Source organism: Alphaproteobacteria bacterium, assembly GCA_025210155.1.
GTDB lineage: Bacteria > Pseudomonadota > Alphaproteobacteria > Rs-D84 > CASDRH01 > JAOASE01.
Map to the genome: position 1 here is coordinate 37,944 of JAOASE010000010.1, position 26,980 is coordinate 64,923.

At 30.9% G+C, this 26,980-nt stretch carries 28 protein-coding genes; 10 read left to right on the forward strand and 18 right to left on the reverse strand.

What is annotated here, in order from left to right; translation table 11 throughout:
- Nucleotides 1-16: 16 nt before the first annotated feature.
- A complete protein-coding gene (gene rpsF, locus N4A44_03745) occupies nucleotides 17-346 on the reverse strand; it encodes a 30S ribosomal protein S6 (protein MCT4552754.1) in 330 nt (109 codons plus the stop codon).
- Between the two features lie 621 nt (nucleotides 347-967).
- Here rpsF and N4A44_03750 point away from each other — a divergent pair.
- Nucleotides 968-1,498 (forward strand): hypothetical protein, encoded by a 531-nt coding sequence (locus N4A44_03750; protein ID MCT4552755.1) that lies wholly within the window; start codon nucleotides 968-970, stop codon nucleotides 1,496-1,498.
- A 53-nt stretch (nucleotides 1,499-1,551) separates the two neighbouring features.
- On the opposite strand, the gene N4A44_03755 is transcribed toward N4A44_03750, so the two are convergent.
- Nucleotides 1,552-1,977 (reverse strand): hypothetical protein, encoded by a 426-nt coding sequence (locus N4A44_03755; protein ID MCT4552756.1) that lies wholly within the window; start codon nucleotides 1,975-1,977, stop codon nucleotides 1,552-1,554.
- A gap of 173 nt (nucleotides 1,978-2,150) precedes the next feature.
- Here N4A44_03755 and N4A44_03760 point away from each other — a divergent pair, with 173 nt between their 5' ends.
- Nucleotides 2,151-2,657 (forward strand): hypothetical protein, encoded by a 507-nt coding sequence (locus N4A44_03760; protein MCT4552757.1) that lies wholly within the window; start codon nucleotides 2,151-2,153, stop codon nucleotides 2,655-2,657.
- A 74-nt stretch (nucleotides 2,658-2,731) separates the two neighbouring features.
- Here the strand turns inward: N4A44_03760 and N4A44_03765 are convergent, their stop codons facing one another.
- Both N4A44_03765 and N4A44_03770 read right to left on the reverse strand, forming a co-directional pair.
- A complete protein-coding gene (locus N4A44_03765) occupies nucleotides 2,732-2,890 on the reverse strand; it encodes a hypothetical protein (protein ID MCT4552758.1) in 159 nt (52 codons plus the stop codon).
- On the reverse strand, nucleotides 2,874-4,070 hold the full coding sequence (locus N4A44_03770; protein ID MCT4552759.1) for a DEAD/DEAH box helicase: 1,197 nt from the start codon (nucleotides 4,068-4,070) through the stop codon (nucleotides 2,874-2,876). The genes N4A44_03765 and N4A44_03770 overlap by 17 nt, the downstream gene beginning before the upstream one ends.
- 383 nt (nucleotides 4,071-4,453) lie before the next feature.
- Here N4A44_03770 and N4A44_03775 point away from each other — a divergent pair, with 383 nt between their 5' ends.
- Nucleotides 4,454-4,891, forward strand: coding sequence for a hypothetical protein (locus N4A44_03775; protein ID MCT4552760.1), 438 nt, complete (start codon nucleotides 4,454-4,456; stop codon nucleotides 4,889-4,891).
- 70 nt (nucleotides 4,892-4,961) lie between these two features.
- Here the strand turns inward: N4A44_03775 and N4A44_03780 are convergent, their stop codons facing one another.
- The 5 genes from N4A44_03780 to N4A44_03800 all read right to left on the reverse strand — a co-directional run bounded on the left by N4A44_03780 (nucleotide 4,962) and on the right by N4A44_03800 (nucleotide 11,315).
- Nucleotides 4,962-5,534 carry a DUF805 domain-containing protein gene (locus N4A44_03780; GenBank protein ID MCT4552761.1) on the reverse strand — a complete coding sequence of 191 codons (573 nt, stop codon included), beginning with the start codon at nucleotides 5,532-5,534 and terminating at the stop codon, nucleotides 4,962-4,964.
- Nucleotides 5,535-5,625: 91 nt separating this feature from the next.
- Nucleotides 5,626-8,136 (reverse strand): translation initiation factor IF-2, encoded by a 2,511-nt coding sequence (gene infB, locus N4A44_03785; protein MCT4552762.1) that lies wholly within the window; start codon nucleotides 8,134-8,136, stop codon nucleotides 5,626-5,628.
- A 95-nt stretch (nucleotides 8,137-8,231) separates the two neighbouring features.
- On the reverse strand, nucleotides 8,232-9,851 hold the full coding sequence (gene nusA / locus N4A44_03790) for a transcription termination factor NusA (protein ID MCT4552763.1): 1,620 nt from the start codon (nucleotides 9,849-9,851) through the stop codon (nucleotides 8,232-8,234).
- A 210-nt stretch (nucleotides 9,852-10,061) separates the two neighbouring features.
- Nucleotides 10,062-10,631, reverse strand: a complete 570-nt coding sequence (locus N4A44_03795; protein MCT4552764.1) for a hypothetical protein — start codon at nucleotides 10,629-10,631, stop codon at nucleotides 10,062-10,064.
- 153 nt (nucleotides 10,632-10,784) lie between these two features.
- Complete coding sequence (locus N4A44_03800) at nucleotides 10,785-11,315, reverse strand: hypothetical protein (protein MCT4552765.1); 531 nt, start codon at nucleotides 11,313-11,315, stop codon at nucleotides 10,785-10,787.
- 316 nt (nucleotides 11,316-11,631) lie between these two features.
- Between N4A44_03800 and thyA the strand changes: the two genes are divergently transcribed.
- Nucleotides 11,632-12,777 carry a thymidylate synthase gene (gene thyA / locus N4A44_03805; GenBank protein ID MCT4552766.1) on the forward strand — a complete coding sequence of 382 codons (1,146 nt, stop codon included), beginning with the start codon at nucleotides 11,632-11,634 and terminating at the stop codon, nucleotides 12,775-12,777.
- A gap of 279 nt (nucleotides 12,778-13,056) precedes the next feature.
- On the opposite strand, the gene N4A44_03810 is transcribed toward thyA, so the two are convergent.
- Nucleotides 13,057-13,626, reverse strand: coding sequence for a shikimate kinase (locus N4A44_03810; GenBank protein ID MCT4552767.1), 570 nt, complete (start codon nucleotides 13,624-13,626; stop codon nucleotides 13,057-13,059).
- Nucleotides 13,627-13,647: 21 nt separating this feature from the next.
- Nucleotides 13,648-13,944 carry a ribosome-associated translation inhibitor RaiA gene (gene raiA, locus N4A44_03815; protein ID MCT4552768.1) on the reverse strand — a complete coding sequence of 99 codons (297 nt, stop codon included), beginning with the start codon at nucleotides 13,942-13,944 and terminating at the stop codon, nucleotides 13,648-13,650.
- Nucleotides 13,945-14,086: 142 nt separating this feature from the next.
- Here raiA and N4A44_03820 point away from each other — a divergent pair, with 142 nt between their 5' ends.
- Complete coding sequence (locus N4A44_03820; GenBank protein MCT4552769.1) at nucleotides 14,087-14,989, forward strand: hypothetical protein; 903 nt, start codon at nucleotides 14,087-14,089, stop codon at nucleotides 14,987-14,989.
- A gap of 39 nt (nucleotides 14,990-15,028) precedes the next feature.
- On the opposite strand, the gene N4A44_03825 is transcribed toward N4A44_03820, so the two are convergent.
- Entirely contained in the window at nucleotides 15,029-15,724 is a 696-nt protein-coding gene (locus N4A44_03825) for a hypothetical protein (protein ID MCT4552770.1), read from the reverse strand.
- A gap of 119 nt (nucleotides 15,725-15,843) precedes the next feature.
- Nucleotides 15,844-16,632: a CvpA family protein gene (locus N4A44_03830; protein MCT4552771.1), complete on the reverse strand. Its 789-nt coding sequence runs from the start codon at nucleotides 16,630-16,632 to the stop codon at nucleotides 15,844-15,846.
- Between the two features lie 300 nt (nucleotides 16,633-16,932).
- On the opposite strand from N4A44_03830, the gene N4A44_03835 reads away from it, so the two are divergent.
- The 4 genes from N4A44_03835 to N4A44_03850 all read left to right on the forward strand — a co-directional run bounded on the left by N4A44_03835 (nucleotide 16,933) and on the right by N4A44_03850 (nucleotide 20,382).
- The gene (locus tag N4A44_03835) at nucleotides 16,933-17,394 is read left to right on the forward strand and encodes a hypothetical protein (GenBank protein MCT4552772.1); all 462 of its coding nucleotides are present in this window, start codon (nucleotides 16,933-16,935) and stop codon (nucleotides 17,392-17,394) included.
- A gap of 140 nt (nucleotides 17,395-17,534) precedes the next feature.
- Nucleotides 17,535-18,803, forward strand: a complete 1,269-nt coding sequence (gene rho, locus N4A44_03840) for a transcription termination factor Rho (GenBank protein MCT4552773.1) — start codon at nucleotides 17,535-17,537, stop codon at nucleotides 18,801-18,803.
- A gap of 22 nt (nucleotides 18,804-18,825) precedes the next feature.
- On the forward strand, nucleotides 18,826-19,665 hold the full coding sequence (locus tag N4A44_03845) for a hypothetical protein (GenBank protein ID MCT4552774.1): 840 nt from the start codon (nucleotides 18,826-18,828) through the stop codon (nucleotides 19,663-19,665).
- A gap of 237 nt (nucleotides 19,666-19,902) precedes the next feature.
- Nucleotides 19,903-20,382 carry a hypothetical protein gene (locus N4A44_03850; GenBank protein MCT4552775.1) on the forward strand — a complete coding sequence of 160 codons (480 nt, stop codon included), beginning with the start codon at nucleotides 19,903-19,905 and terminating at the stop codon, nucleotides 20,380-20,382.
- Nucleotides 20,383-20,592: 210 nt separating this feature from the next.
- On the opposite strand, the gene N4A44_03855 is transcribed toward N4A44_03850, so the two are convergent.
- From N4A44_03855 to N4A44_03865, 3 genes are all read right to left on the reverse strand, one after another.
- Entirely contained in the window at nucleotides 20,593-21,933 is a 1,341-nt protein-coding gene (locus N4A44_03855) for an ATP-binding protein (protein MCT4552776.1), read from the reverse strand.
- Between the two features lie 191 nt (nucleotides 21,934-22,124).
- Nucleotides 22,125-22,847 (reverse strand): response regulator transcription factor, encoded by a 723-nt coding sequence (locus N4A44_03860; protein ID MCT4552777.1) that lies wholly within the window; start codon nucleotides 22,845-22,847, stop codon nucleotides 22,125-22,127.
- A 141-nt stretch (nucleotides 22,848-22,988) separates the two neighbouring features.
- Complete coding sequence (locus tag N4A44_03865) at nucleotides 22,989-24,092, reverse strand: hypothetical protein (GenBank protein MCT4552778.1); 1,104 nt, start codon at nucleotides 24,090-24,092, stop codon at nucleotides 22,989-22,991.
- A gap of 593 nt (nucleotides 24,093-24,685) precedes the next feature.
- Between N4A44_03865 and N4A44_03870 the strand changes: the two genes are divergently transcribed.
- Nucleotides 24,686-25,315: an alpha/beta hydrolase gene (locus tag N4A44_03870; GenBank protein ID MCT4552779.1), complete on the forward strand. Its 630-nt coding sequence runs from the start codon at nucleotides 24,686-24,688 to the stop codon at nucleotides 25,313-25,315.
- Nucleotides 25,316-25,484: 169 nt separating this feature from the next.
- Here N4A44_03870 and N4A44_03875 read toward each other — a convergent pair whose 3' ends face one another.
- Both N4A44_03875 and tpiA read right to left on the reverse strand, forming a co-directional pair.
- Nucleotides 25,485-25,874: a hypothetical protein gene (locus N4A44_03875; protein MCT4552780.1), complete on the reverse strand. Its 390-nt coding sequence runs from the start codon at nucleotides 25,872-25,874 to the stop codon at nucleotides 25,485-25,487.
- Between the two features lie 312 nt (nucleotides 25,875-26,186).
- Nucleotides 26,187-26,927 (reverse strand): triose-phosphate isomerase, encoded by a 741-nt coding sequence (tpiA, locus tag N4A44_03880; GenBank protein MCT4552781.1) that lies wholly within the window; start codon nucleotides 26,925-26,927, stop codon nucleotides 26,187-26,189.
- Nucleotides 26,928-26,980: the final 53 nt, after the last annotated feature.

Here is a 26,980-nt window from a genome sequence, read left to right on the forward strand (position 1 = left end):
AAAACTCCTTCTTCTCTTATGAATGATCTTTAACCATCATAGGAGATGGATCTTTACTAATTTCTTTAATAGCGATAGTCATATATCTAATAACGTCTTCGTTTAGACCAAATCTTCTGTCCATTTCACGAACAGTATCACCGTTACCTTCAAATTGAACCATAGCATAATAGCCTTTTTTGTTCTTTTTGATTTTATAAGCTAGTTGTTTAAGACCCCATTTTTCAGTCTTAGCAACTTTACCACCGTTTGAAGAAATAATACCTTCAACAGCTTTAACCAACTCATCGTATTGAGATGGAGTGAAGTCTTGTCTTGCAACAAAGACAGTTTCATAAAACGCCATAATATAAACTCCTTATTTTCCTTATGGGTTAAAATCTTCCCTTACCACCGCCTAAGCAATAATAAAGAAAAACTTTCAATCTACGAACTTTGAGGCTTAAGAAATAGCCACCTCGTAGATAAGGTTCAGCCCACATTATAAAGAAACAAACCCAAAAGTCAAGCTTTTAGACATAAAAAAACACCTCCGATTTCAGAAGGTGCACCCAATAAACTTTATGTATATGATCATCGAAACGATAGCTGCTTCCAAGCCAAGCTTCTACAACACATACAATCCATTAGGAATTTTAAGCTTTCTAAAGCTACTCTGAGCTTTTTATTCCGGTTGTGCCGGATAAAGCTGAAGGGTTCACTGATGCTCCCCTCCTATTTTCTATCTCCGTTCAGCCTTCTTTTACGAAGTGCTGTCTCATCTTAAACTAAGACTACCATTACCTAAGTAGTTAGGGGTAGAACAATCCAAGACCTGACCTTGAGCATTAAGGTGAAGATATTTCTTTATAAATACATTTCTTGTAAATAAAATTTACCCTCATAAAAAATAAAAGTCAATATTTAAATTGACAATACCAATTATTATAAATAGAATAACCACACAAACAATTTAAACCCTTGTAAAATGAGTAAAAAATCTAAAAAAGAAAGAAAAGCTGAAAACGAACTAAGAGTTAAAGCTGAAAACAGTTTGATAGCTTTAATTAAAGAAAATCATGAGTTTTATCTAAGTGAACTTATAACCAAAGAGTTCATTGAAAAATATAAATACCTTGATAAAAAAGGATTGATAAAATTCGGATCAATAGTTCTTAACTACATCCAACATAGCTTGAGAATATATAGTCCCGAATGGATTGAAATAAAAGACCAACTCACTCCCAGAAGAAAAAGTAATTACTACTATAATATGTTGGGACGTGAAATTTGCAAATTTGTTACATCCAAATCATTCCTAGCTTTATATGAAACAAATGAAGCTCTGAAAAATAACTGCGATATTATTATAAACGAACTAACAAATAAATGCAGTTACCCATACTATGAAAAAGATTTTCAAAACAAAATCATAGAAATGTTTCCTTCTACCTTTGAAAAAATAGAAAGGCAACAAAAGAAAAAATCTTTTATCCAAAAATTAATCCCCGCTCACTGAAGGGATTTTTTTTTATAAAAAAAGATGTCTTCCCTAAGCAAAAACATCTTTCTTTAATAAATAAGCTCAACAACAATAATCCTATCCTCGTTAATCACTATAGCTTCATACGGATAATTATGTATAATCTTTTTATTATCCCTAACCCTAGCAAAATAACATCTGGCATTACTGTCAAAACGAACAGAAAACTCCATTCCTACAAAACAACCATCGTAAAAATCTTCATCATAGAAATACTTATATAAGACACATATTAAGCCATTATACTCCTTAGTATTTGCCACTTCATCCATTAACTCATCACTCTCCAGATCATTATTATCTGAATACATTTTAAGCAAAGCATGAAACATAAATTTAAAAGAAATGACATTGGCTTCCTTTAAAATAGTAATCCAACTATTCTCTCTATTAGAAATCTTAAGCCCAAATCTTTCTATAAACTTTTCTTTTACAACAGACTGTCTTTCATTCATTTTAACTACTGTCAACAATCTCATATAGTTCAAATTTTATAGTTTTAAACCATCTTAATTAATAAAAACATTAAATCAATTAAAAAAATACTTGACAAAATAAAAACATAAACATAAAATAACTTAACAAATAAACAATAAACCGAAAATAAAACATTTAAACACTCGATACCATGACTAAAAATATTGAAAACAACCTTAAAGCTATTATCGACCTTTTCATTACCAACAGAAATTACTTAGAGGCAATGATAAGTAAAGATAGAGAAGCCTTCCAAGAGAAATTGAATATAACAACCCTTGGACTAAATTCCCTGTCATACGAAAGAAAACAAGGAAATATTTCTAAAAGTATTTCCCTTGAAGTAAAGGAAGACATTTACTATTCCTACAAAGGTACTAAAGTTGGTCCCAATGGCGAAACATTACCTTGCGACATGCTCGTAGGAGTAATTAAGGGAGAAAGCGAACCAAAATGGATTTATCCATTGGATGAAGAAATTCTCTTTGAATATTGTGAACTTGCAGCAAAAAGCACTGATCACGAAATGAAAAGAACTATCTTAAGTATTCGCCAATTTTTAGAAGAAGTAAAACTAGAAAACAACCGCGAACAAACCCAAGTAATGGTCAGAATCCTGTACGCAAATGTAACAGGTGCAGACATTTTCTGGGAATAACACCGGTTAAAAAAACATAAGAAAAGCTCCATTTAGGAGCTTTTTTTATTCTTTCTTCTTTTTCTTAGAACCAACTAAGCTAACTTTCTTTTTAGAACTTTCGCTTTGTCCCTTCTCTTTCTTTTTAATAACAGATTTAAAGCCAGAGTTTCCAGATCTTCTACCACCAGAACGTCTCTCATCTCTTCCGCCATAAACTTCAGCATTTCCTCTGCCTCAATGACCTTTGCCACCGCCACTTCTTCTATTTCTACTACGGCTCTTTCTATTCTTCTTAGACTCTTCAATAAACTCATCTTCTTTAGAAGGATCTAGGAATAAAGATAACTCTTTCCATTCTTTCTTCTCAGCAGGAGAAACCAAAGTCAACGCATAACCTTTAGCGCCATTTCTTCCAGTTCTACCAATTCTATGAGTATAATCTTCAGCCTGTTGAGGTAAATCATAATTAATCACATGCTCAATATGAGGAATGTCCAAACCACGAGCAGCAACGTCAGTAGCAACAAGAATTCTAAACTTATAGTCTCTATATTTCTTAACAACCTGCTCTCTATGTCTTTGTCTCAAGTCACCATGAATATAGTTAACAGAGTGAGAATCATTCTTAAGCTCATTAATTCTTTTAACAAGTCTCTCAACACCTCTCTTAGTTTTAGCAAATATAACTACTGAGCCAGATCTATTATCCAACTCATCAATTAATTTATCAAACTTCTCATCTTCTTTTAAGTGAATAAAATCTTGCTCAATATTTTCATTTTGTTCCTTAGTACCTTCAATTTCAACAACTACTGGAGCCATAAGATACTTATTAGCCATCTTCATAATATTCTTTGGCATAGTAGCAGAAAGCATAAGAGTTTGTCTTTCTTGAGGCATTCTATTAATAATAGTCTCAATTTGCACACCAAATCCCATATCTAACATTCTATCCATTTCATCAAGCACAAGATAATCTGTTTGATGTAACTTCAAAAACTTCTTCTCAAGGAAATCATTAATTCTACCAGGAGTACCAACAATAATTCTTGGTTTATTCTTCAACTGATTTTTTTGCCCAGCAATCTTATCACCACCGATAAGTAAAGCTGTATTTATCTTCATATTAGGAGTAAGTATATCTCTAACAACTTCAAGAACCTGTTTAGCCAATTCTCTAGTAGGCACTAAAATAATACCTGAGTGAATCTTATCATCTAACAATTTAGAAATCATAGGTGTTATAAACGCCAAACTCTTACCTGTTCCAGTTTGAGCTGAACCCAATATATCTTGACCATTCATAGCCAAAGGAATCACTTCTTCTTGTATTGGAGTAGGATTTATAAACTTATGTTCTTCAAAAGATTTCAAAAGCATCTCTGGCAATTTAAAATCTGTAAATTTTTTCTTATTATTAACTTCTGTCATTTTATTCAACCTTCTTAAGTACCCTATTCTATAATAAGGTATTTTAACATTACAAAGCACCCATCAAACCAGATGCTAAAATTATTATTATTTATTTTATAGAGTCGGAAGTTTTAAGTATATTATCATAATACACCCACACACCTTCCATTAGTAAAGAAAATCTGAATAAACACAGAGAGTTTCTGAACGGATCAACTATGCAACCTATAACAGGAAGACTTACAAGTTTCAATGAAAGAGTTTCGACGAACTCTGCCGTGAGTATAAGTATATAAAAAGAGAAAGCAAGCTTTTTATTAAAAATAGTTGACTAAATAAAATTTCAGTTATAAAGTTGATTGGAAATAATTTTAAACGATGTTAAATTTAAACCTAAAAAAATGTCAGAAATTTTAGTTGAACTATCTATTAATTTTTCAAAATTAATATCAATAGTCTTAAATGAAAATCTTTCTTTAAATCTTGAAAAAGATAAATTAGAGCTTAACAACTTCATAACTTATCAAAACATGATTTTTACTCATAATATTATATCTATGAGTGAAAAACTTCAAGTTACTAAACCAAAAGTATTGAAGAAAGGAACCCCATTAAGTCCAATAGACAACATTGAACTTCCCCAGGACTCTATAGTAGGGATAGACAATGAAAATAGGATAAAATGGATTTTACCAATGAACCAACTCCATTCTATGGAGATGCTTAAAGCAATCAATGACAAAGAAGTTAAAGAAGATATCAAAAAAGTTATAAAACTTATGAGTGAATATACCTCATACGTAGCTTCCAAAAATCTAAAGCAACTAGCCTTAGTATAAAGAGAAACTTTAACAAAAACAATAAAAGCCCCTGATTTATCAGAGGCTTTTTTGTTAATTCAGTATCAAATTAATATTCTAAACTTATTCTGTTATCATACATAGTCTTAGCCTTAACCTGCTCTATTGTTCTCATAGAAAATAATGAATAAGAAGCTATATATAAAACAAAAAACAAAAATAATAACTTATTTATATGCTTATATATTTTAGCATACTTTTTATCTTTAGCATTAACACTACCGTGTTTATTCTTTTTTGCTTCCCCTTTATAACATAGAAAGAAAAAAGACCCCAATGCAATAACTAATAATAAAATTCCCAAATAAGGAGATTTAACACCATTAACATAAAAATTATAATTAAATAGACTAAGTATAAAAGCTAAAATTAAATAAACTTTAGCAATATCATTCTTAAATCCCATATCATAAAGCCTTTTTGAATTAAGACAAAACATAGGATACGCAAATAATAAAAAAGTTACTAAACCTAAGCTCCCAACATTAGCACCAAATAAATCTATTAAAAGAACTGATAGCGACAAAGTCGCAAAAGATACTACCAAAGATAGTAAAATATATAACTTCCTGCTCAAACGGCCATCTAAAGTTAAATATAAATCAAATAACATTTTTTTCATAATAAATATCTCCTATTTTTAATTCCTAATTTTATTTAAAAATAAAGGCTTGGTTATTTTTTCAAACTCCCAAGCCCTAATTCTTCAAAGACTACAACTTAGCTGCGATCTCTTCTAATTCAAAACATTCAATCTTATCACCGATCTTAATATCATTGTAATCAGCAAAAGACATACCGAATTCCATTCCATTAGAAACTTCCTTCACATCATTCTTTTCTCTCTTCAACTGACCAATATCACCAGTGTACATAACAACATCATCTCTAATGATACGACATTTATTTGAACGTTTGATAACACCTTCTGTAGCTTTACAACCAGCAACAACTAAAGACTTACCAACTTTAAACGTTTGAATAACATTAGCGTATCCAACAAAGTTTTCTTTATATTCTGGTTCTAACTTACCTGATAAAATATCTTTCACATCATCAGCAATATCATAAATGATTGAGTAATATCTAATATCTACACCAACATTCTTCGCTTCAAGCTTAGCATCAGCACCTGCTCTAACGTTAAACGCTACGATTAATGCATTAGATGATTTCGCTAAGTTAACGTCGTTCTTAGTAATACCACCAACAGAACCAGCGATAACTCTACATTTAGCTTTTTCATTACCAATCTTTTCTAAAGTACCTTTTAATGCTTCGATAGTACCTTGAACATCGGCTTTAATAATAATTGGAAGTTCAACAACATCATCTTTACCAACATTAGCAAACATATTTTCTAACATTGACTTAGATCTTCTTGCTTCTTCTTCTTGCTTAGATTTATGAATTCTGAATTCAGCAACCTTTCTAGCTTTAGCTTCGTTATCAACTACAACAAAGTCATCACCAGGAGAAGGAGGAACGTCAAAACCAAGCACAGCAACAGGATACGATGGAGACGCAACCTTAACAGATTTACCTCTATCATCAATCATATCTCTAACTTTACCCCAAGATTTACCTGAAACGAATACATCACCTTTCTTCAAAGAACCTCTTTGAATAAGCACTGTAGCCGTAGAACCTAAACCTTTTTTAACTTCAGCTTCAATAACATTACCTTCAGCTTTTCTATCTGGATTAGCTTTTAACTCTAACATTTCAGCTTGTAAAAGAATAGCTTCTTCTAACTTATCTAAATTAAGTTTGTTCTTAGCAGAAACTTCAACGGCTTGAACGTCACCACCCATTTCTTCCACAACTAATTCATGTTGTAATAAATCCATTCTAACTTTTTGAGCGTTAGCATCTGGTAAATCAATCTTATTAATAGCAACGATAATTGGCACACCAGCAGCTTTCGAATGCTCAATCGCTTCAATAGTTTGAGGCATAATTGAATCATTTGCTGCAACCACTAGAATAACGATATCCGTTGCATTAGCACCTCTGGCTCTCATAGCTGAAAACGCCGCGTGACCTGGTGTATCGATAAATGTAATTCTTTCACCAGCTTCGTTTTTAACTTGATAAGCACCAATATGTTGAGTGATACCACCAGCTTCGCCAGCAACAACATCAGTTTTTCTTAATGCGTCTAATAATGAAGTTTTACCATGATCAACGTGACCCATAACAGTAACAACTGGAGGTCTTTTAACCATAACAGTTTCTTTATCTTCAACTTTATCTAAAATTGAATCTTCTAATTCTGTAGCACTAACTCTATTAACTGAGTGACCTAATTCAGTAGCAACTAACTCAGCCGTATCTTGATCAATGGCTTGATTAATTGTAGCCATAGTTCCCATTTTCATAAGTTCTTTAATAACTGAAGCTGACTTTTCAGATAATTTCTCAGCCAAATCTTTTACTGAAATAACTTCTGGTAAATCAATAGTTTTAAGGATTTTTTCCTTAGGTTTTTGTTCCATCAAAGTCTTTTTAGATCTTAACTTCTTCAATCCAACATTAGCTGGTCTAAACGCAGGAGCATCAGAATCTTCTTCTCCACCAATACTATATTGAGCCTTAGCTTTAGAAACAGAGAATTTATTTCTTCTCATATCAGTTTCATTTGATTTCTTAGAAGCTTTTTTCCTAGCTGAATAATCTACATTTTCAGTAGGAGCTTCTTTTTTGAATACTTTCTTTCTAGCACCTGCAGCAGAAGATTTTTCACCTCTAGCAGCTGAAGCTTCACCTTCAGTTTTAGTTTCTTCTTGAGCTGGCTTTCTACCAACAGAATGCTTAGCTCTATAATCAACAGCCATACCAACTTGACTTCTCTTAGCAGCAGCTTTCTTAATTTCTTCAGCTTTTTTAGCTTCTTCCTCAGCTTTCTTTGCAGCTAATTTTTCAGCTTTTGCTTTTTCAGCAGCATCAGCCAAAGCTTTTTCTTCAGCAACAGCCTTCTCTTGTTTAGCCTTAGCAGTGCTTAATACTTTTGCTTTTTCAGCTTCTGCTTTTTCTTCTTCTTTAGCAGCAGCTAAAAGAGCTTCTAACTTCTTTGCTTTTTCATCTGCAGAAGAAGCTGCTGTATCAGCCTTACTAAAAGTTCTCTTTTTCTTAACTTCAACTTTAACACCTGAACCAGTGCTAGCTTTAGGTTTTACATTGCCACCTAAAGATAATGTTAATTTTTTTCTTTCTTCTGCCATTTTTATTCCTTTTTCTTTTCTACTTTTCAATTTTCAATTATTATAAGCAATAATAATATCATGAAATTCCCGCAAATTACGGGAATAACAAAATACTACTTTTCAGCTTTTTCTTCACCTTCAAACCAGTGAGCTCTAGCTTTCAAAATAAATGCTTCAGCTTCTTCTGAATTTAATTTCTTATCAAGAGTTTCTTTTAATAAAACAATTAAATCATCAGACGCCAAATCAGCTAAATCATCAAGTTCTTTAATTTCTTTTTCTTCAGCTAATTTTAATACTTCAGATTTAGTTAATAATTCAAAATTAACTAACTTATCATCAATTTTCATTTCTTTAAGTTTAGCTTCAATTTCTTTATTTTGTTTTTCAACTGCAGTCTTAGCTCTGTTTTGAATTTCTTCAGCAATTTCTTGCTCAAAACCTTCAATAGCAACTAATTCTTCAACTGGAACAAATGCAAGTTCTTCTAATGTAGAGAAACCTTCAGAAATAAGAACTTGAGCCATCATATCATCAATATCAAGAGCTGAAATGAATAATTGAGATTTCTCTTTCATTTCTTTCATTCTCTTTTCTTGATCATCAGTTTCATTAACAACGTCTATTTTCCAACCAATCAATTGAGATGATAGTCTAACATTTTGACCTTTTCTACCAATAGCGATTGAAAGTTGATCTTCAGCAACAACAACATCAATATGGTTTGTATCTTCATCAACAACAACTTTAGAAACTTTAGTTGGTTTCATTGCATTAATAACATATTGAGCAATATCTTCAGAGAAAGGAATGATATCAATCTTTTCACCTTGCAACTCATTAACGATAGTTTGGATTCTAGATCCTCTCATACCAACACAAGCACCAACAGCATCAATTGAAGCATCGTGACCTAACACAGCAACTTTAGAGTGAGAACCTGCATCTCTAGCCACACCTTTAATTTCAATAACACCTTCAAAAATTTCTGGAATTTCTTGTTCGAACAATTTAGCCATGAAGTTAGGGTGAGATCTAGTCAAGAAAATTTGAGGACCAGATTTTTCTTCTCTAACGTCTAGAACTAAAGCTCTAACTCTATCACCAACATGTAACATTTCTCTTGGTATTAATTCATTTCTTCTAATAACAGCTTCTGCTTTACCATTAACTTCAACAAAAACGTTACCATATTCAACTCTTTTAACAACTCCATTAACAATTTCGCCAGCTTTATCTTTAAACTCAACAAATTGTTTTTCTCTTTCCGCACCTCTGATTTTACCAGAAATGATTTGTTTAGCAGATTGGAAAGAAGATCTTCCAAAGTAAACAGGAGGTAATTCAGTTTCAATAAATTGACCAACTTCAATATCTTTAAGTTCTTTTTTAGCTTCTTTCAAAATGATATGTTTTGAAGAAGTATAAATTTCTGGAAGTTCTTCACCAGCTTCTTCTTTAGCTAATAATTCTTCTTCATCATACTCTTTATCAATTAAATCAGCTAACTTATCATCAATAACTTCTAATCTTTTAACAACACTAATAGCACCGTCTTTTCTATCAATTTTTACAACGATATCGTGTTCGTAACCATATTTATTTCTAGCAATCTTAGTAACTGCCGCCTCTAAAGACTCAAATACAATTTCTTTATCTATATCTTTTTCATTAGATAAAGCATCTGCTGCAAAAATAATTTCAGGTCTTGGCATAGATATTGATTTTACCATTTTATTTTCCTCATAATTTTATTATTAGTTATTTTATTTATAAACTTTTTCGATCAGATATTAAAAAAAGTAGCTCTTCTCAGACTCTACTTTCACTTAATTCTTCGACTATTTACAAAATTAATAATACCTATTACATATCAAATGTCAAATACTTTTTAAATTAAAAAAAGGGTTATAAATTAATACAACCCATTAAGTTTTAAAAACTTACCAATAGCCCCTCTCTACAAAAGCATCATCACAATCATCGAACTTAATAAAATTAAGAACAAATTCACCATTTGCTCTCATAACAGCTCTTTCGCCTCTTGAATTCTTCAGAATATATCCTCCATCTCCTGAAATAAACTCCATACTATTAAAAGCACCGTAACGGTTTAGATTAATAATAGAAGTTAACTTCAAATAATTCTCAATAAAATCAGATCTATTATGTCTAATGACTAATATCTCTGAAACATATTCCTCAAAAAATTCTTCTTCATCAACTTTAGAAAAAAGGTTATATCCAACATCTTTCTTAAGTAAATTAAAATACTTTCCTTCATCAATAACTTCAAAAGAAGTATCAGATAATATTTCAGAGGGCTTAATTAAAGCCTCCTCAACAACATCCTTTATATGACGAATTTTACCCGGAAGAATAACAGGAAAATCACCTCCCCCTTCTTCATGCAAATAACAAAAGGGATTAACAGCTGCTACAGAATCATCTATTTCATCAGTCAATCCAGAACAGGGTCCTCTAGTAAGATTTTTCTCTCCATCATTTTTCATATTTTTTTATATTTTATAGGTGTGTTTAAATATTAATAGGCATAAATACCTAACTACATATAACCACAAAAGTCAAATACTTTTTTGAAAAAATCATAGAACTCTTTTAATACAATAAAAAAAGGCTGTAAAAATTCACAGCCTTTAATTATTTTAAGAAACTAATCTACTAAAATCAGTTGGAATCCAGTTAAGGACATAACTTGCATCTGACAGCATAACCGCCGACAAGTTCTTCTCTGGATCTTCAAGGAAATACCATCTCTTCGATATTAAATCTCTTCGAGGCTGTTCTGAAAGAATATTACATAAGTTTTTATACTTAGTGTAAGCCTCTGTGAAATTCTCAACATCAAATGAGTATTCAAAAACTCTAATCCACTCATTAAACATAAAACTCTCTTCCATAATGTTGTATACATTACAAAATCCGTTAGCTATGAGCATAATAAAGTTTTTATTATCCATTATTTCCATCCTGTCACAAACAAAATCAAAGAGATGTTCTCCCCTAGAATTAACAATAGCTCTAAATTTATACGCTTTTAATCCCTTTTTTTCATTTTCAGAATAAAAAGTATCAACGTAGAAATAAGCATCATCGCCTCGATCCGTTGCTAAACTAACAAGATGATTTGGAAACCTCTTATTCAAGAGATCAACCACTTCGTTAATATTTTTCATATATATAGGTTATAAGTTTACAATTTAATATGCTTAATTACAGCCTAGCACCTTAAATTTTATTTTGCAAGTCTTTTTCTTGACAAAACAATAACTTAGATAAGTTAATATTCTTAAGCAAATTAATTTTTAATTGATTCTCTAGAGTAATTTCCAGAATCACAAAAATAAAAATCCTCTATCAAAAAGTATTTCCAAAGGTTTAAAGCTTTTTCAAATTTTAGCATTGACAATCCCTAAATATGCTTTAAAGTTTTTTATAGTATTAATATTTTTAAACTTTTGGGAGAGCGTTTAAAATATAAATTCAGTTTAAATGGAAACAATTTTAGATTCAAAAGTAGCGAAATTTCGCGAAGAAGAAAAAGCCTTCCAAAAGTATTTGGATGAAAGCTTTAGTGAACAAAAGATACGTTACCAGGAAAGGTTCAACAACCTAGAAATAGGAGAAATATCAAACATCGATGATTTCGTTCGTTGGAGAAGTTCTTTAACCAAAGAACAAATCGAAAGTCTCAAGTTTGAAAACTTTTTCTCAGAAAGAAGAATTAATAATGATCCTGACTTAAAATATTTAAGATTGGTTCAAAAAATTCTTCTTGAAGGTCAAGTAAGAAACAACAGAACCGGCGTGGAAACGATATCACTCAAAGGATCACCAACAGAACGTTACAATATACGAAACGGAGAATTAGCAATTCTCAGAAGTAAAAAAGTACACGTTAAAAGTTGGGTTGGAGAGATCCTTTGGATTGCATCAGGAAAGGAAGATTCTACTTTTTTAGTTGAAAATGGTATCAGAATTTGGAAAGAGTGGTCCCGTCCAGGGGACAACTATGTTGGACATTGTTATCCTAAAATGTGGAGAGACATGCCATACGATGAGGAAAAAATTGACCAATTAAAAACGGTCATCGAAACCTTAAGAAACAATCCAAATTCAAGGCAAAATTTGTTAGTTGCTTTTAATCAAGGAGCTAACAAACAAATGGCCGCAGCATCCAAAGAAGCTGGTATGACTATTGGATTACCTGCCTGTCATTCACTTTTTCAGAATCATGTAGAGGCTGAAAATGATGATATGCTTAGATTTATCCTACAATTATACCAAAGGTCCTGCGACATATTCCTAGGAGTACCGTTTAACATTGCAGAATACTGTTTTACTGCAAACGTTATATCCTATGAAACAGGATTAGTACCTCACGAATTTGTACATAACATGGGTGATTATCACATATATAAGAACCATATCGTGCAAATCCTTGAGCAATTAACGAGAACAGATTTTCTTGAAATGCCTATTGCAAGGATTAACTTAAATTACAACAGAAATGAATTTAATTTAATCGATGCTAAGAACTACTCAAACGAGAAATTAAGTGAATGGCTGAACATTCTCATTAAGAGTATTAACTACACTGAATATGAACCACATATATCAGGAACAGTTGCCGTTTAAATTAATTTCCTCGGAAAACAATTTAAAAAATAATCCCCCTTCTCCCAAGGGGTTATTTTTTACCCAAATAAAAAATCCCTGAACAAATCAAGGATTTTATTTTTTATCAAACTTCAAACTATTAAAATTTTAATTTTATAAAATATCTTCTATACGCGATGTCTAAACATAAAGTTTTGGATAGTTTACCTTATATGCTAAATAAAAAGATTCCGACGCGTATAAGTAATACGCGAGGGTTCTTTTTATAACGAAGATGAGGTGAAATATACGAAACCCCTATCCTAAAAAAGAATCAAGTTCTGATAGAATTTTTTTAACAGTCTTCTGCTTAGAAAAACCATCCACATCTATATGAATATCAGCTTCCTTGTAAAGAGAATACCTCTCCTTTTCCAACTTACTAAGAACTTCTTCAATATTCTCATTAAGCAACAAAGGTCTAGTATCTCGTCTTGAAGTCCTGTCTACCAAAACATTCAAATCACCCTTAAGCCAAATGGTAATAAACTTTTCCTTAGCCAACTTTCTAATAGAATCGTAAAGGAAACCACCTTCCCCTGTAGAAACAACCTGTTTCTCAACATCTCCTAGAAAACCTTGTAAAAATTTCTCTTCCTTTTGTCTATAAACATCCTCTCCATAAAGAGAAAATATCTCAACTATAGATAAACCACCACTGCTTAACTCAATAAGAGAATCGGTATCATCAAATGCAAGACCCAATGCCCTCGCCAAGGACTTTCCAATAGAAGTCTTACCAACTCCCATAAGCCCAACTATCAATATAGGTTTATCCAGCTTCCTTCTAACAAAAGGAGCTTTTCTAAAAAAAACTTTCTCTCTCACTAAAACTCCCCTTATAAAATTTTAGTGCTTAGCAGACTTAGCATGATCTTTATTTAATTGACTGTCTAATTTTGTAAGAGCATCTGCAAACGCATCTTTCATTTGATCAGCAGAGGCACTAGAAAAAAATTCCTTTTTCTCCGCTGGATGAACAGTTATTTTAGCCTCAACTTTATCAGCATGATCTAGCTCCAAAGAAACAGTAGCGGAAATAACTTTACCAAAATATTTTTCACACAACAAACTAACTCTTGAAACAAAATCTTCTTTCATACTTTGAGATACAGAAACTTTAACGCCTTTAACAGATATATTCATAGCATTTCCTCCATTTTTCTTTTAATAACTTATAAAATAATTATAGTCAAAAAAACATTCTGCTTCAAGGTTTATTTCTTGAAAGATAACAAAAATTATGTTAAACTCTTGAAAAGAAAGAATTAAAAAAAGGTTAAGGAAAATGTCAAATAACAAAACCCTATTAACTGCTGCGTTAATACTACCTATCATGGCGACAAACAGCTTTGCTATTGGAGGCAAAAGCACTACTGTAAAATCAAGAAACGTAACAAATGTAGTCGTTGGACAAAACCTATCAAGCAGCGGCGGACTAAGCTGTCTAGACTCTTACTGCATATCGCCAGCAGCTCCTGAAAAAGGAAAATGCAGATGCTCTAGCGCAATTTCAAAATACAACGGAATAAATCAAAGAATTAAAGAAATTGAAAACGAAATTGCCGAAAGAAATAGAATAACAAGTCTTACAAATTCAAACGTTGAAGTAGACAAAATTCTAACTAAAACTGAAGACATATATACAAGCCTAAAACAAACTGAAGACGTAAACGGAATTAACGGTTCTCTAAACAGTTTAACTGAAGGAACAACTCTTCTTGATATGGCTGTAGAAAAATGTGAAATAAACGACCTAGATACAATAGAAGATTACAAATTCGAAGTAGAACTAGATTGTGAAAATTATTCTGCGCACCTAAGTGACAAATTAGAACTTGCAAACAGTTTACTTTCAACTGCAATCAAAAACCAAGAATTAGCAGAAGAAAATAAATTCAAACAAACTAACCAACTAAGTGATAGTCTTTGCAAATCAGAATATAAAAATTGTATTAAAACAGACTGCGGAAATGGCTTCCTAAAATGTCCTAACGCAACTCTAGTAAACAAAGCAATTGCCGCCTGTGAAGAAAAGCTTTACGGAAAATGTGAAAATTCTAAAAAAGCAATTTTAAAGGAAATCAAAAGAGAAATCCCTAAAGATAGATCTGAAGAACGTCGTAGACAAAAGAAAATAGAAGAACAAAATAAAAAGAACCGTGAAGGTGACGACAAAAAGAAAAAGTAAAAAAAATAAAGACTGGCCAAAACCAGTCTTTTTAAATATTTAAATTAATATTCTATTCTCAAGTCTTTTCCTTGTTAAGTCAAATTCTGCCAAAACAAGAGACTTAGACGCCGGTGATTTCCACCACTCATTCTCTGAAGCATCTCCATACTTTTCATCCTTAAATGGAGTCTTCATTAAATGATAAGCCACATCATAACCTACTAGATCCAAAAACCTTTTTAAAAATCTCTTTTCGAAAGGTTGAGGCATTAAAAGAGACCTATTTGCTCTAAAGACAGATCTATTATCATCAAAAAATCTATCTAGAGTTTCTATTTCTGAAGATACCCTAAAATATCTTTCATCTATTCCAAACTCTTCAATCAAAGCTCTCTTCAATAGCCAACCTTCCCCCCTCTTGTAATCTTCAAAAAAATTTCTGCCAGGGAAATCTCTAGAGTAAACATCCTCGACAATTTCTCTCTCTTGATTATTCTCCACAGTCAAATAATTTTCTTTTCGACCATTTCTAATAAAAATCACAGGTTTCTTTGGAAACTTATTAAAGTAATCAACCAAAAATGTTAAGCGATTTTTAACAGCAAAAGCAGAAGGAGAAAAAATTATACAATCAGACTCAAATATAGGTAAACAATCCTTTGGAAATAAATATTTAGTTATTTCTGAAATTTCCTTTTCAGAAAGTTCTCTATTCATCAATTCCTCAAGAATTAATCCATTCAAATAATCCATACACGTAAAATTTAGGTTCAAATTTATTTTAAATAAGATATAAATAAACACCCATCAATTGTCAAGATAAAATAAAGACCGGCATTTACCAGTCTTTTTAATTTATCAAAATTTAATAATTAATCTAAAAGATCACTCTCAATTCTATCCAACTTATCTATCTTCTTTAGATAATCTTCAAGATTTTTAACTTCTTCCTCAGTATAAGTAGTCTCTTTAGTAATATTATTAAACATATTATCAAAATCAGCAGAGTCATTCTCCACTGCAATACCAAGATCACCAAACTGTTGAACATCTTTTAAATTCTTAATAAGCGCACCTGAATTTTGCATATTCTTTCCAACCATCTTATTAAGATTGAAACCTTCATCTTCTCCTTCAAGAATATTTTTAATTCTATCGAAATCTTCACTCTCAGGAAATAGTTTAGAAACTAAGTTAACAGAATATTTAATAACAGGAGCTGACTTAGCTTCCTTTTTCATCCAAGATGGTTTCTTTGCTGGATCCGAAATAAACCAAAGAACTGAAATATAAAATATAGCCATTATAAATATTCCTCTAACAAGACCGAATACAACACCTAAACTTTTATCCACATTTTTTAAATCAGAATCCCCTATTTTTCTAGATAACTTATTTGCAAAAAATGAGATCAAAACAATACAAAGAAAAAACGATACTGAATAAGTAACGGTCGAAGACCAAATAGAACCTTCTCCACCAAATCCAGAAATAACTAACGGTTCTAACAGAGGGAATAAAAACTTAACCAAGAATGCAGCTATAAACCAAGATGATATAGCAAACATCTCTTTAGTAAAACCTCTTACGTAAGCAAAAATACCTGACAAAATCAGAACTACAACAAATAGAAAATCTAAAAAATTTAACCAATCAGGCATTCAACTAACCTTTTCCTTATACAATTTTACTTTAGAATATTATATCAAATATAAAAAAATAATAAAGCAAAAAAGAAACAACCTTTAAAAGTCATAAACAATTAAAACAAGATTTTAACAAGCATTTTCTAACTTAAATAAATAGATATTTATAACTATTTCAAAACCTTACCTATACCAAACCTTTATTTCTCAATATATTCCTAAAAAAGATAAAAAAATTTTAAATATTTCTTGCCAAGCATTTACATTTATATTATAATTATTTCACATCACTAAAATTTTTGTATTAAAGAGGATATGGCTAATATGGACACACTCAATAATGTTATTGATAGACCTAAGTTCAAGATTATTCAAGAGAAGAACTATGCCATTTTGAAAAATTTTTCAAACGAATTACTAATTATCACAAAACATTGCGAAATACCCCCCAAAGACGTAGAAATAGTCTATGACGGAGGTAAGCACGCTCTATTATATAGAGATAATCAAAACATAAAAATTTTAGATTTCATCAACGAACAGGTTAGACCTGAATTACTAAATGCTAAAGAAGTTACTGTAATCGAATATGATGATAAAGAAAAAATCAAATACGAATACAAAGTTCCTATAAACAAATTTAATAAAATAAACATAGAAGAAAACGAAGTCGTTACAATAAATGACTTTCCAAAAGAACATCAAAAATTAATTATGGACGAACTAAACGCTGAAAAACCAGACTTCGACAGAATTAATAAACTATTTTCAAAATAATATTGACAATTCCCATATTTTCCCTTATAATCAAAACATCTTAAAGAAATTCAATTAGGAAAATCAAAAATTTTTTAATCAACTCAATTGCTAACAAATAGCAATTTCAAACACAATATCAAAGTATAGAAAGAATCATCATGCATTTAAAAGAAATTAAAGCGAAAAGCGTTGTAGAACTAGTTAAAATGGCTGAAGAAGCTGGCATAGATAATATAAGTAAATTAGATACTTCTGGTTTAAGATTTGAAATCTTGAAAAACAAACTATTAAAGAAAGAAGAAGTAATCGTTGAAGGTGTCCTAGAAATTTTACAAGACGGTTTCGGTTTCCTAAGAGCTGCAGATCAAAACTACCTGTCTGGTCCAAATGACGTATACGTTTCTCCTGCACAAATCAAAAAATCAGGACTTAAAAAAGGTGACACAGTTGAAGGTAGTGTAAAAATACCAAAAGAAAAAGAAAAATTCTTCGCTCTTAATGAAGTTTTAACTGTTAACGGAGCAGATATCCAAAAAGCTAAAAGAAGAATTAAATTCGAAAACTTAACTCCTCTATTCCCAGATGAAAAACTAAATCTAGAATATATGGATGCCAATAGCAAAAATGGAAAACTTAACCTAACTACAAGAATTATCGACATAGTTTCACCTCAAGGTAAAGGACAAAGATCTCTAATCGTTGCCCCTCCAAAAACAGGTAAAACAGTAATGCTTAAAGAAATTGCTCACGCTATTACAGAAAATCACCCTGAAGCATACCTAATGGTTCTTCTAATAGACGAAAGACCAGAAGAAGTTACAGACATGAAAAGATCTGTAAAAGGTGAAGTAGTATCTTCTACTTTCGACGAACCAGCACAAAGACACGTAAACGTTGCTGAAATGGTTATCGAAAAAGCTAAAAGATTAGTAGAATACAAAAAAGACGTTGTTATCCTTCTAGACTCAATCACTAGACTTGGAAGAGCTTACAACACTGTAATTCCTTCATCAGGTAAAGTATTAACTGGTGGTGTAGACGCAAACGCATTACAAAGACCAAAAAGATTTTTCGGTGCAGCTAGAAACGTAGAAGAAGGTGGTTCTCTAACTATCATATCTACTGCCCTAGTAGAAACTGGTTCAAGAATGGACGAAGTAATCTTCGAAGAATTCAAAGGTACTGGTAACTCTGAAATCGTATTAGATAGAAAAATCTCAAACAAAAGAGTTTACCCTGCAATCGACGTTGTTAAATCAAGTACAAGAAAAGACGATTTACTTGTAACTGATGGCACTATGCAAAAATCTTGGATCTTAAGAAAAATCTTAAACAATATGGGATCTGAAGGCGCAATAGAATTCTTAATTGATAAAATCAAAAACACTAAGAATAATGACGACTTTTTCGAAAACATGAACCAATAATAAAATTATAGGTAATACATAAATGGATATTTTATTAATAGGAATACTAATTTTCATTAGCAAATTCTTTATTATGGTAACGTTAAAACCATGTGCTGATCATTTTAAAAGTAAAGAAAACACTTACTTTATTAGTACATGGATTTTACTAAGTGGAACTGTAGCTATAGTATCTTCTTGGGAAGGCGCCAAACCATTTTTATATTCACCCCTATTAATATTCTCAGTATTAAAAGGATTCATTGTTTGGAATTCAACTAAAATAAGTACTGAAATTCTAAAAGAGAACGTATCATCTATTTCATTCCAACATTTCATATCTCTTGGAGTAAGTGCTTTAATACTTAATGCATTTTTTGGAGAAACTCTATCAATAATAGCTCAGCTATCCATTCTATTTATGGGAATTTTAGGACTATTATTCTTCATAGTTGGACCTGGATCTAAACTATCAAAAGAAGGTCTTAAAAGATTAACAAAACTAATCTTCCTAGTTATGTCATTAATAATTATAGACCACATAGTTATAAAAAATACTCATTGGGCATTACACCTTTTTATATATGCTGTATCATTCTTTACAATTTCACTTATATCATCTCACTCATTAAAAAATTGGGAAAAGATATTTATACAAAAAGAAACACTAATAGCTGGTTCAGTAATAGCATTCGCAGAAATCCTATTCATGTTTTCTATGAGCTTAATGCCTATCAGCTTAGCGGTATTCTTCGCAAGATTAACTATACCTCTTATAATGGTTTATTCTTCTATAAAATATAAAGAAGACAAATGGTCTCATGAACTATTTTTTGGAGCTCTAGCAATAATATTTGCCTTACCAATAATCTTTGATATATAAAATAAACCTCCCACCGGGAGGCTTTTATTTTTTCTAGTTGACATTTAAGTTTTTATTCTTAACATTCTTATTGGAAAAGTTAAATTTGAACCTAAAATTATTAAAATGTACAATCAAAAAAAAGTAGAAATTTTCTTTTATTTTAAAAACAACATTCTTAAAGTCAGATTCCAAAACAATAGATACCCTCTTAATGAAGGTCCTATGGAAAAACTATTTCTTCACAGGTTATCCTGTATGGAAAAACCCCTCACTGTAGGAAGCTCTCTATGGGGATTAGAAGAAACTGACGAATTAAATGGGGATGATATTTTAAAAGAAATCCATCTATTAAAAAAAACAACACAGCTAAAAAAACACGATATATCAATATCAAAAGAAAATGATAAGTTTATGATAAATTTATTCGGACAATATTCTTTTGATATTAAAACACAAGAGAATAGAATACTCTTTAAAATCGTAGATGATTGGCGAGATAGCTTTAACATACTAATTTCTGGAAATGAAATGATTAGAGTTAAAAAGCCAATATTGACTAAGCTAATCAAAGCAATAGTCAATACATCTTCGTCTAAGATTATAGATATTAACAACTTCATAGATAAAAAACTTATAGAATTAGAAAACAATGAATTTTCAAATAAAAAATCTAGAAGTATAAAATATTTAGATAAAAGAAAAAAACGAAGAAATAGTCAACCACATATGCTGTAAATAAAAAAGCCCCAAACGGGGCTTTTTGTTTTTTACTTCAAAGCAATTTAGCAGAAATTTTCAAAGATTTTATAATAGCAGATTAAACAAGTATTTTGTGCGAGTGGAAGCAAAAGTGCTTGAGAATTTTGGTGTCGTGTATAGATAATACTCGACTGCCAAAAGTCAAAAGTACTTTTTACAATCAATCGTGCAAAAGACGCCGTTTAATTAGATAGGTAAAACAATCTTAACTCTCAACCCCTTCAACGAATGACCATCTTTAAGATAAATATCTCCACCATGAGCCAATACAATCTCCTTAGCAATAGCAAGTCCAAGACCTACTCCACCAGTCTTTGTATTTCTAGAAGTTTCAATTCTAGCAAATGGTTTGAACATCTCATCTCTCTTATCTTCAGGAATACCACAACCATCATCTTCAATATTAACTACAATATTATCTCTTTCTTTTCTCATCTTAACTAAAACAGTAGTATCAGCGTATCTAACAGCATTCATGATAACATTATTAAGACATCTCTTCATAGCTTCCGGTTTAAGATCAACCTTTTTATCAAGATGAGCAAACTTACAAACAAATTTCTTATCAAAAGAATTAAATCTATCAACTACATTACCAAGAAGATCTTCTACATCAACTTTCTTAGTAGTTTCACCACCCTCTCCTTTAGCATATTCAAGGTATTCATCAATCATTCTCTTCATATCTTCAATTTCTTCATTAAGGTTTTCTTTTAAATCTAAATCTTTAGTCTTTTGAACTTCTAAAAGCATTCTAGTCAAAGGAGTTCTCAAATCATGAGATATAGCAAATAACATTTTCATTCTATTATTAAACACTCTTGTAATTCTGCTTTGCATTTGTAAGAAAGCATTTCCTGTTCTTCTGATTTGACTAGCACCACTAGGAACAAAACCAACAACCTCTTTACCTTTACCAAAATCTTCAGTAGCTTGCGCAAGATCTTCAATAGACCTAACCTGCCCTCTTATAAACGGATAAGCTATAAGAACAGCAAATATACCACCAAAAATTATCCAAAGGAAAACAACTGCCGTAGAACTAGTAAATAACTTCTTCAAAGAAGACTCAACAACAAGCAATCCACCATTAAAATTAACTTCTGTTCTCAAATGCTTCATTTCTTCATTAGCAATAATATTATAATTACCATCACCAAATTCTTGTCTGAAAGCTTCTTCTGCATTAGGATAATTTCTAATCAAATATGGATAAAGATTTTCCTTCTTTACAAATTCAGTATTTGGAAAATAACTAACATCCATATCTTCTATCTCTTTAAAATAAGACTTAATCCACTCTTGGTTTCTATCTTCAAAATCTATAAAGTATTCTGCAGATTTAATAGAATTAACATAATAATTAACCAATCGTTTAGAAACTGTATCCCAGTGTCTATCATAGAATACATAACCAACAATAGTTTGTAACATAATCATAGGAATAATCAAAGAAAGCATCGTTCTTCCCATCAATCCTTTAGGTAAAAATCTCTTAAACATATGTCCTATAAAATTCATCTTCATATCATCACCTTTTCTTATTTTTAAAATCAAATTTTCTTAACTGTCATCTAACATTATATTTTAAACAAGTATTTTTGTTCGAGTGGAAGCGAAAATGTTTTTCAGATTTGGTATCGTGTATAAATAATACTCGATCGCCAAAGATTAAAAATATTTCTCGCAATCAATCGTACAAAAGACGCCGTTTAAAATTAAAAAGATATAAATTTATATCCCTTATTTCTAACCGTCAATATAAAGTTAGGCTTCTTAGGATTTATTTCTATCTTCTTTCTTAATCTAGTAATTTGAACATCAACTGCTCTCAAACTCTCTGATAAATTCAGTGCCTCAGCTAATTGTTCCCTAGTTAAAACTTCATCTCTATGATTTATCAAAAACGATAACAAAACCCCTTCAGAGTAAGAAAGAGATATAGCCTTATCAGCCTTAACTAACGAATTTCTTGAAAAATCAAACTCAAATTCTTCACCAAAAATATATTTATCACTATCATTATAAGACTTAGTCTCTACTCTCTTATAAACCCTAGTTAAAATATTTTTAATTCTCAAAAGAAGTTCATCTGGAGAAAACGGCTTAGCTAAATAATCATCCGCCCCAGCTTCTAAACCTTTAATTTTACTTTCCACTTCATCCAAAGCAGATAACATCAATATTGGGAAATTATAATTTTTAGATCTAAGCTCTTTAACAAGATCAAAGCCATCCATACCAGGCATCATAGCATCTAAAATCATTATATCTATAGATATTTTAGAAACAACTCTAAGGGCCTCATCCGCATCTTTAACACAAGAAACAAGATAATCGTCATTATCCTTAATAAAAGAAGTCAATAATCCTCTAAGCTTTTCATCATCATCAACCACTAAGACATGGTATCTTTTTCTAAATCTTCTATCATTTTCCATATTCAACCTCACTTAAAACAATTATAATACAATACCGAAAATCAATTCAAGTAAAAAAGCTATTATAATATATCTTATATATATAGTAATGCCGACCAAGAAAACAAGGTCGGCACTTCAAATAATTAGACTTTTTTCCTATTATTCTCTTCTAGCTCCAGGAGTTCCAGGTGTTAAATCTTCAGACGTAACTTCTCTAACTCTCTTAAAAGAACTTGAAGTTATAGTTCCACCTTTAATCTCTTTAGAGAAAGAAGACTCTTTATATAATTCTTTCTTTTCAGTAGAAATAGGAATCACTTTATATCTTCCAGGAACAACATATTCACCACCATCTTTAGTAGTATCTGATTTTTCTTTTTCTACAACAACTTTATTACCTTCTGGGAATTTCATTAAGAAATATCCTGTTTTACCAGCATTAGCACCACCTTCAAAGTTAAAAGTATAATATGCACCAATCAAGTTGTAATCTAAATCAATATAATCAATATTATAAATAATGTTACCAATAACGTTTCTAGAAGAATTAAGATCACAATAATAATTACCACCAACAACAACAATAGAATTAGAACCTCTAACTTCTATTCTGTTATTATAAGCAGTACATTTTGTCTTAATACCATTAGCCAACAAGTTTGGTTGTAAAGCAAATTCTAAACTTTTGAATTGTTTGTCATGATCCAAACCATAAATAGTCGCAGACATTAAATCGAAAACAACTGGAGTACCTGCACCAACATCCGCAGCTACTTTAATACCAGAAGTTAAACAAGCTCTGTTATTAGGATCTGCTTCACAAATCGCAATATTAGAATGTTTATTATAATAAAACATTTTAAACAAATTAGAATACAAAAATTCTGAAGTAGTCTTACTATTCACTCTTGTACAATTAAAATCTCTACAAACCACAGTTGGCTTTTTTGCGAATCTAAGATCTTCATTATAAATAGTCTTATTTTGCATTGCATGATTTAACTTTTGTTTAAGCACCTCATTTTCATATTCTTGTTGATGAAGTCTCATCTCCAAATCAGCATTCATTTCTTCCATACTATTAATTTCTCTTTCGTATTCACTTTCAACACCTAAGAAATCACTAACTTGAACATCTTCATCGGTAGATAAATTTTTCTCATCACCACCAAAGAAAAAGAATGAATTAGATGTATTTGGACATACAAAAAAAGAACCAAAAACAACAGCTAAAGCAAAATAACTATTTCGAAGCTTAACCATAAAACTCTCCTAAATTTATTTTTTCATACTATAATGATACTAAATTTTAGAACAAAAGACAATTAAAAACTTCATTTTATCAAACCCCTCTCCTGTCATCCCGGACTTAATCCGAGATCAACAAGAAATTTAAAGCAAAACCACATATTAATTCCCAATTTTTTCAAAGAATTAAAAATAAATTGCAACAGTAGATTAAAGTTCTTATTGCAATTCCAGAACAAATCAATAAAATAAACCTTAGAGAACAAAATTTCTCAAAAATTTTTACACACATTTTACAGAAATGAAAAACTTCATAAAGCAATCTTTCCACATAACGTTTTGGATAATTTGCTTTAAAGAAAAATGTTAAAAAAAACGAATTTTACTTCTGCACTTTTTCCAAGTATTTTGTGCGAATGAAAGTAAAAAGTATAATATAAAAATTTTAACTCTCGGAGTTTTGGTAATTTTGCTTCAGATAGAAGTAAAAATGATTTTTAGATAAAGTATCGCGTATAAATAATACTCGATCGCTTTAGATAAAAATTATTTCTTACGATTAGATAAGTAAAATCCCCAAAACCCTTAATTAAAAAGAGGAATAAAAAATGGATATTACTATTAACGGCGAAGAAGGTCTTCTTCAAGCTGGATATCATAAAAACGAAGAAAAAAATAAGAAAATAGCTGTAATACTTTCAGACCACCCAAAAAGAGGTAGTCACATGAACGACAAAGCCATCTACACGCTATATCACACTTACACACTACAAGGTTTCAACGTTATTAGATTTAACTACAGAGGCGTTGGTCTTTCTAAAGGTGAATTCTCAGGTAACGAAGGAGAAATCACAGATGCTGCAAACATCCTAGACTGGATGGAAAAAACAAATGACAAATACGAAGAAGTTCACGTAGTAGGAATCGGCTTCGGTTCATGGTTAGCATTACACCTTTTAATGAGAAGACCTGAAATTACAAATTTCGCCCTAATCTCTCCAATCGTAGAAGGATATGAATTCAACTTTGTAAACCCTTGTGCTGCTAATGGTATTATCGTAAAAACAGAATGCCAAAAAGAATCGCAAAAAGAAAAGATTAAAAAACTTTATAAAGATTTAGAAAAAATGAATTCTGGTGAAACAAAACTTATAAGAATGAATACATGTTGTTGCAAATTCGAAAGTAAATTAAAACCACTATTCGATAACATGCAAGAATTCATAACAAAGAAGTAAAAAAAATATTTCATTGTCATTGCGAGCAGAGCGTGGCAATCCAGAAAAAATAAAAGCACCACTACGGTGCTTTTTTTACAAAACTTCAGTAACTAAAACATCATAACAACTGAATCTTTACATTAAAAAAGAGTCGTAAGTACCTACCCCGACTCTATTTTTTAAAATTCTAATTTTCAACTAATTCAAATCCAAAATTCTCCCCCTCTTCTAGAGAAGGACCTGGAAAGCAGTATCTAGCGATTCTTCCTTTTTTTATTTCAACCTCTCTTCCAGAAGTCAATTTAATAAAAATATCATCCGCTAAAACCTCAACGCGATCTTCAGTCCAATTTATAGGCATAAAAGATACATACAAAGGCAAATCTTCAGAAGTTTCAATTAACCCCTGAAATTCTGTTCCTTTTTCAATAATAATTGAAGCTCCAGATTCAAATTTTATTAAAAAACTTTCTTTTACAAAATCTTCTTTAATATAATCCCCAGGATTCCATTTTTCTTCGCAAGAAGGTAAAAATAAGATTTGTAACAAAACAAAAAATACTAATAAACTTTTCATGGCTCTATACTTTTTTAGTTTTTTTAAATTTAATATTCAAATTTATTATTTTTTATAGAGGTGTCCTCTCCTCTAAAAATTTAATAATTAATAAATTAAAACAAAACATACCACAAACATCTTATTTGTCAAGTTTTTTGTCTAAAAAAGAAAAAATCCCAGAAAAATTTTATTTCCTGAGACTTTAAATCTTGAAGATTTGGTTACTTTTGACTTAGATGTTTCTGAAAATGATTTCGAAGTTTACAAATAGTAAATAAGATAATCATTTATCAGGAACAGATATTCAAAATTCCCAAATCCCCTTATCTTCTAAGAAGCACTAGCAATAGCTAGAAATGAATCCGCCTTAAGTGACGCACCACCTACTAGCACACCGCCAACAGAATCAATTGCTAAAATTTCTTCAGCAGTTTCTGGTTTAACAGATCCACCATAAAGAATAGCTACACCAGCATACCCCATATCTTCAGCAACCTTTGCAATAGAATCATGCATTTCTTTAACGTCCGCTGGAGTTGCAGATTTACCAGTACCAATAGCCCAAACTGGTTCATAAGCGATAACTACAGTATCACCATTACCTGCTTTAGGTAAAGATGCTTTAACTTGTGCAGCAACTACATCTAAAGCTTTACCAGCTTCTCTATCTTCTAAAACTTCACCAACACAAACAATAGGAGTTAAGCCTTGTTTTAAAGCAGTATCAGCTTTTTCAGCAACTAAGGCATCAGTTTCTTTTTCATATTGTCTTCTTTCACTGTGTCCAAGAATAACAAACTCAGCACCTAACTCTTCTAACATTTCAGCTGAAACATTACCAGTATAAGCTCCAGAATCTTTAGTATGACAATCTTGTCCACCTACTTTAATTGAAGAATCTTTAGTCAATTCGCAAGCAACAGCCGTCATAGTAAATGGAGGGCAAACAACCATTTGGAATTTAGTTTCATCTAAAGATTTAACACCTTTAACCAATGCGTCTAAAAGAGCTACATCTTCCTTCAAACCGTTCATTTTCCAATTACCGGCAATCAATTTTTTATTATTCATGAAAATCTCCTTATTTTTTCAAAATTTTACTTGTTTTAACAATCTTATCATAT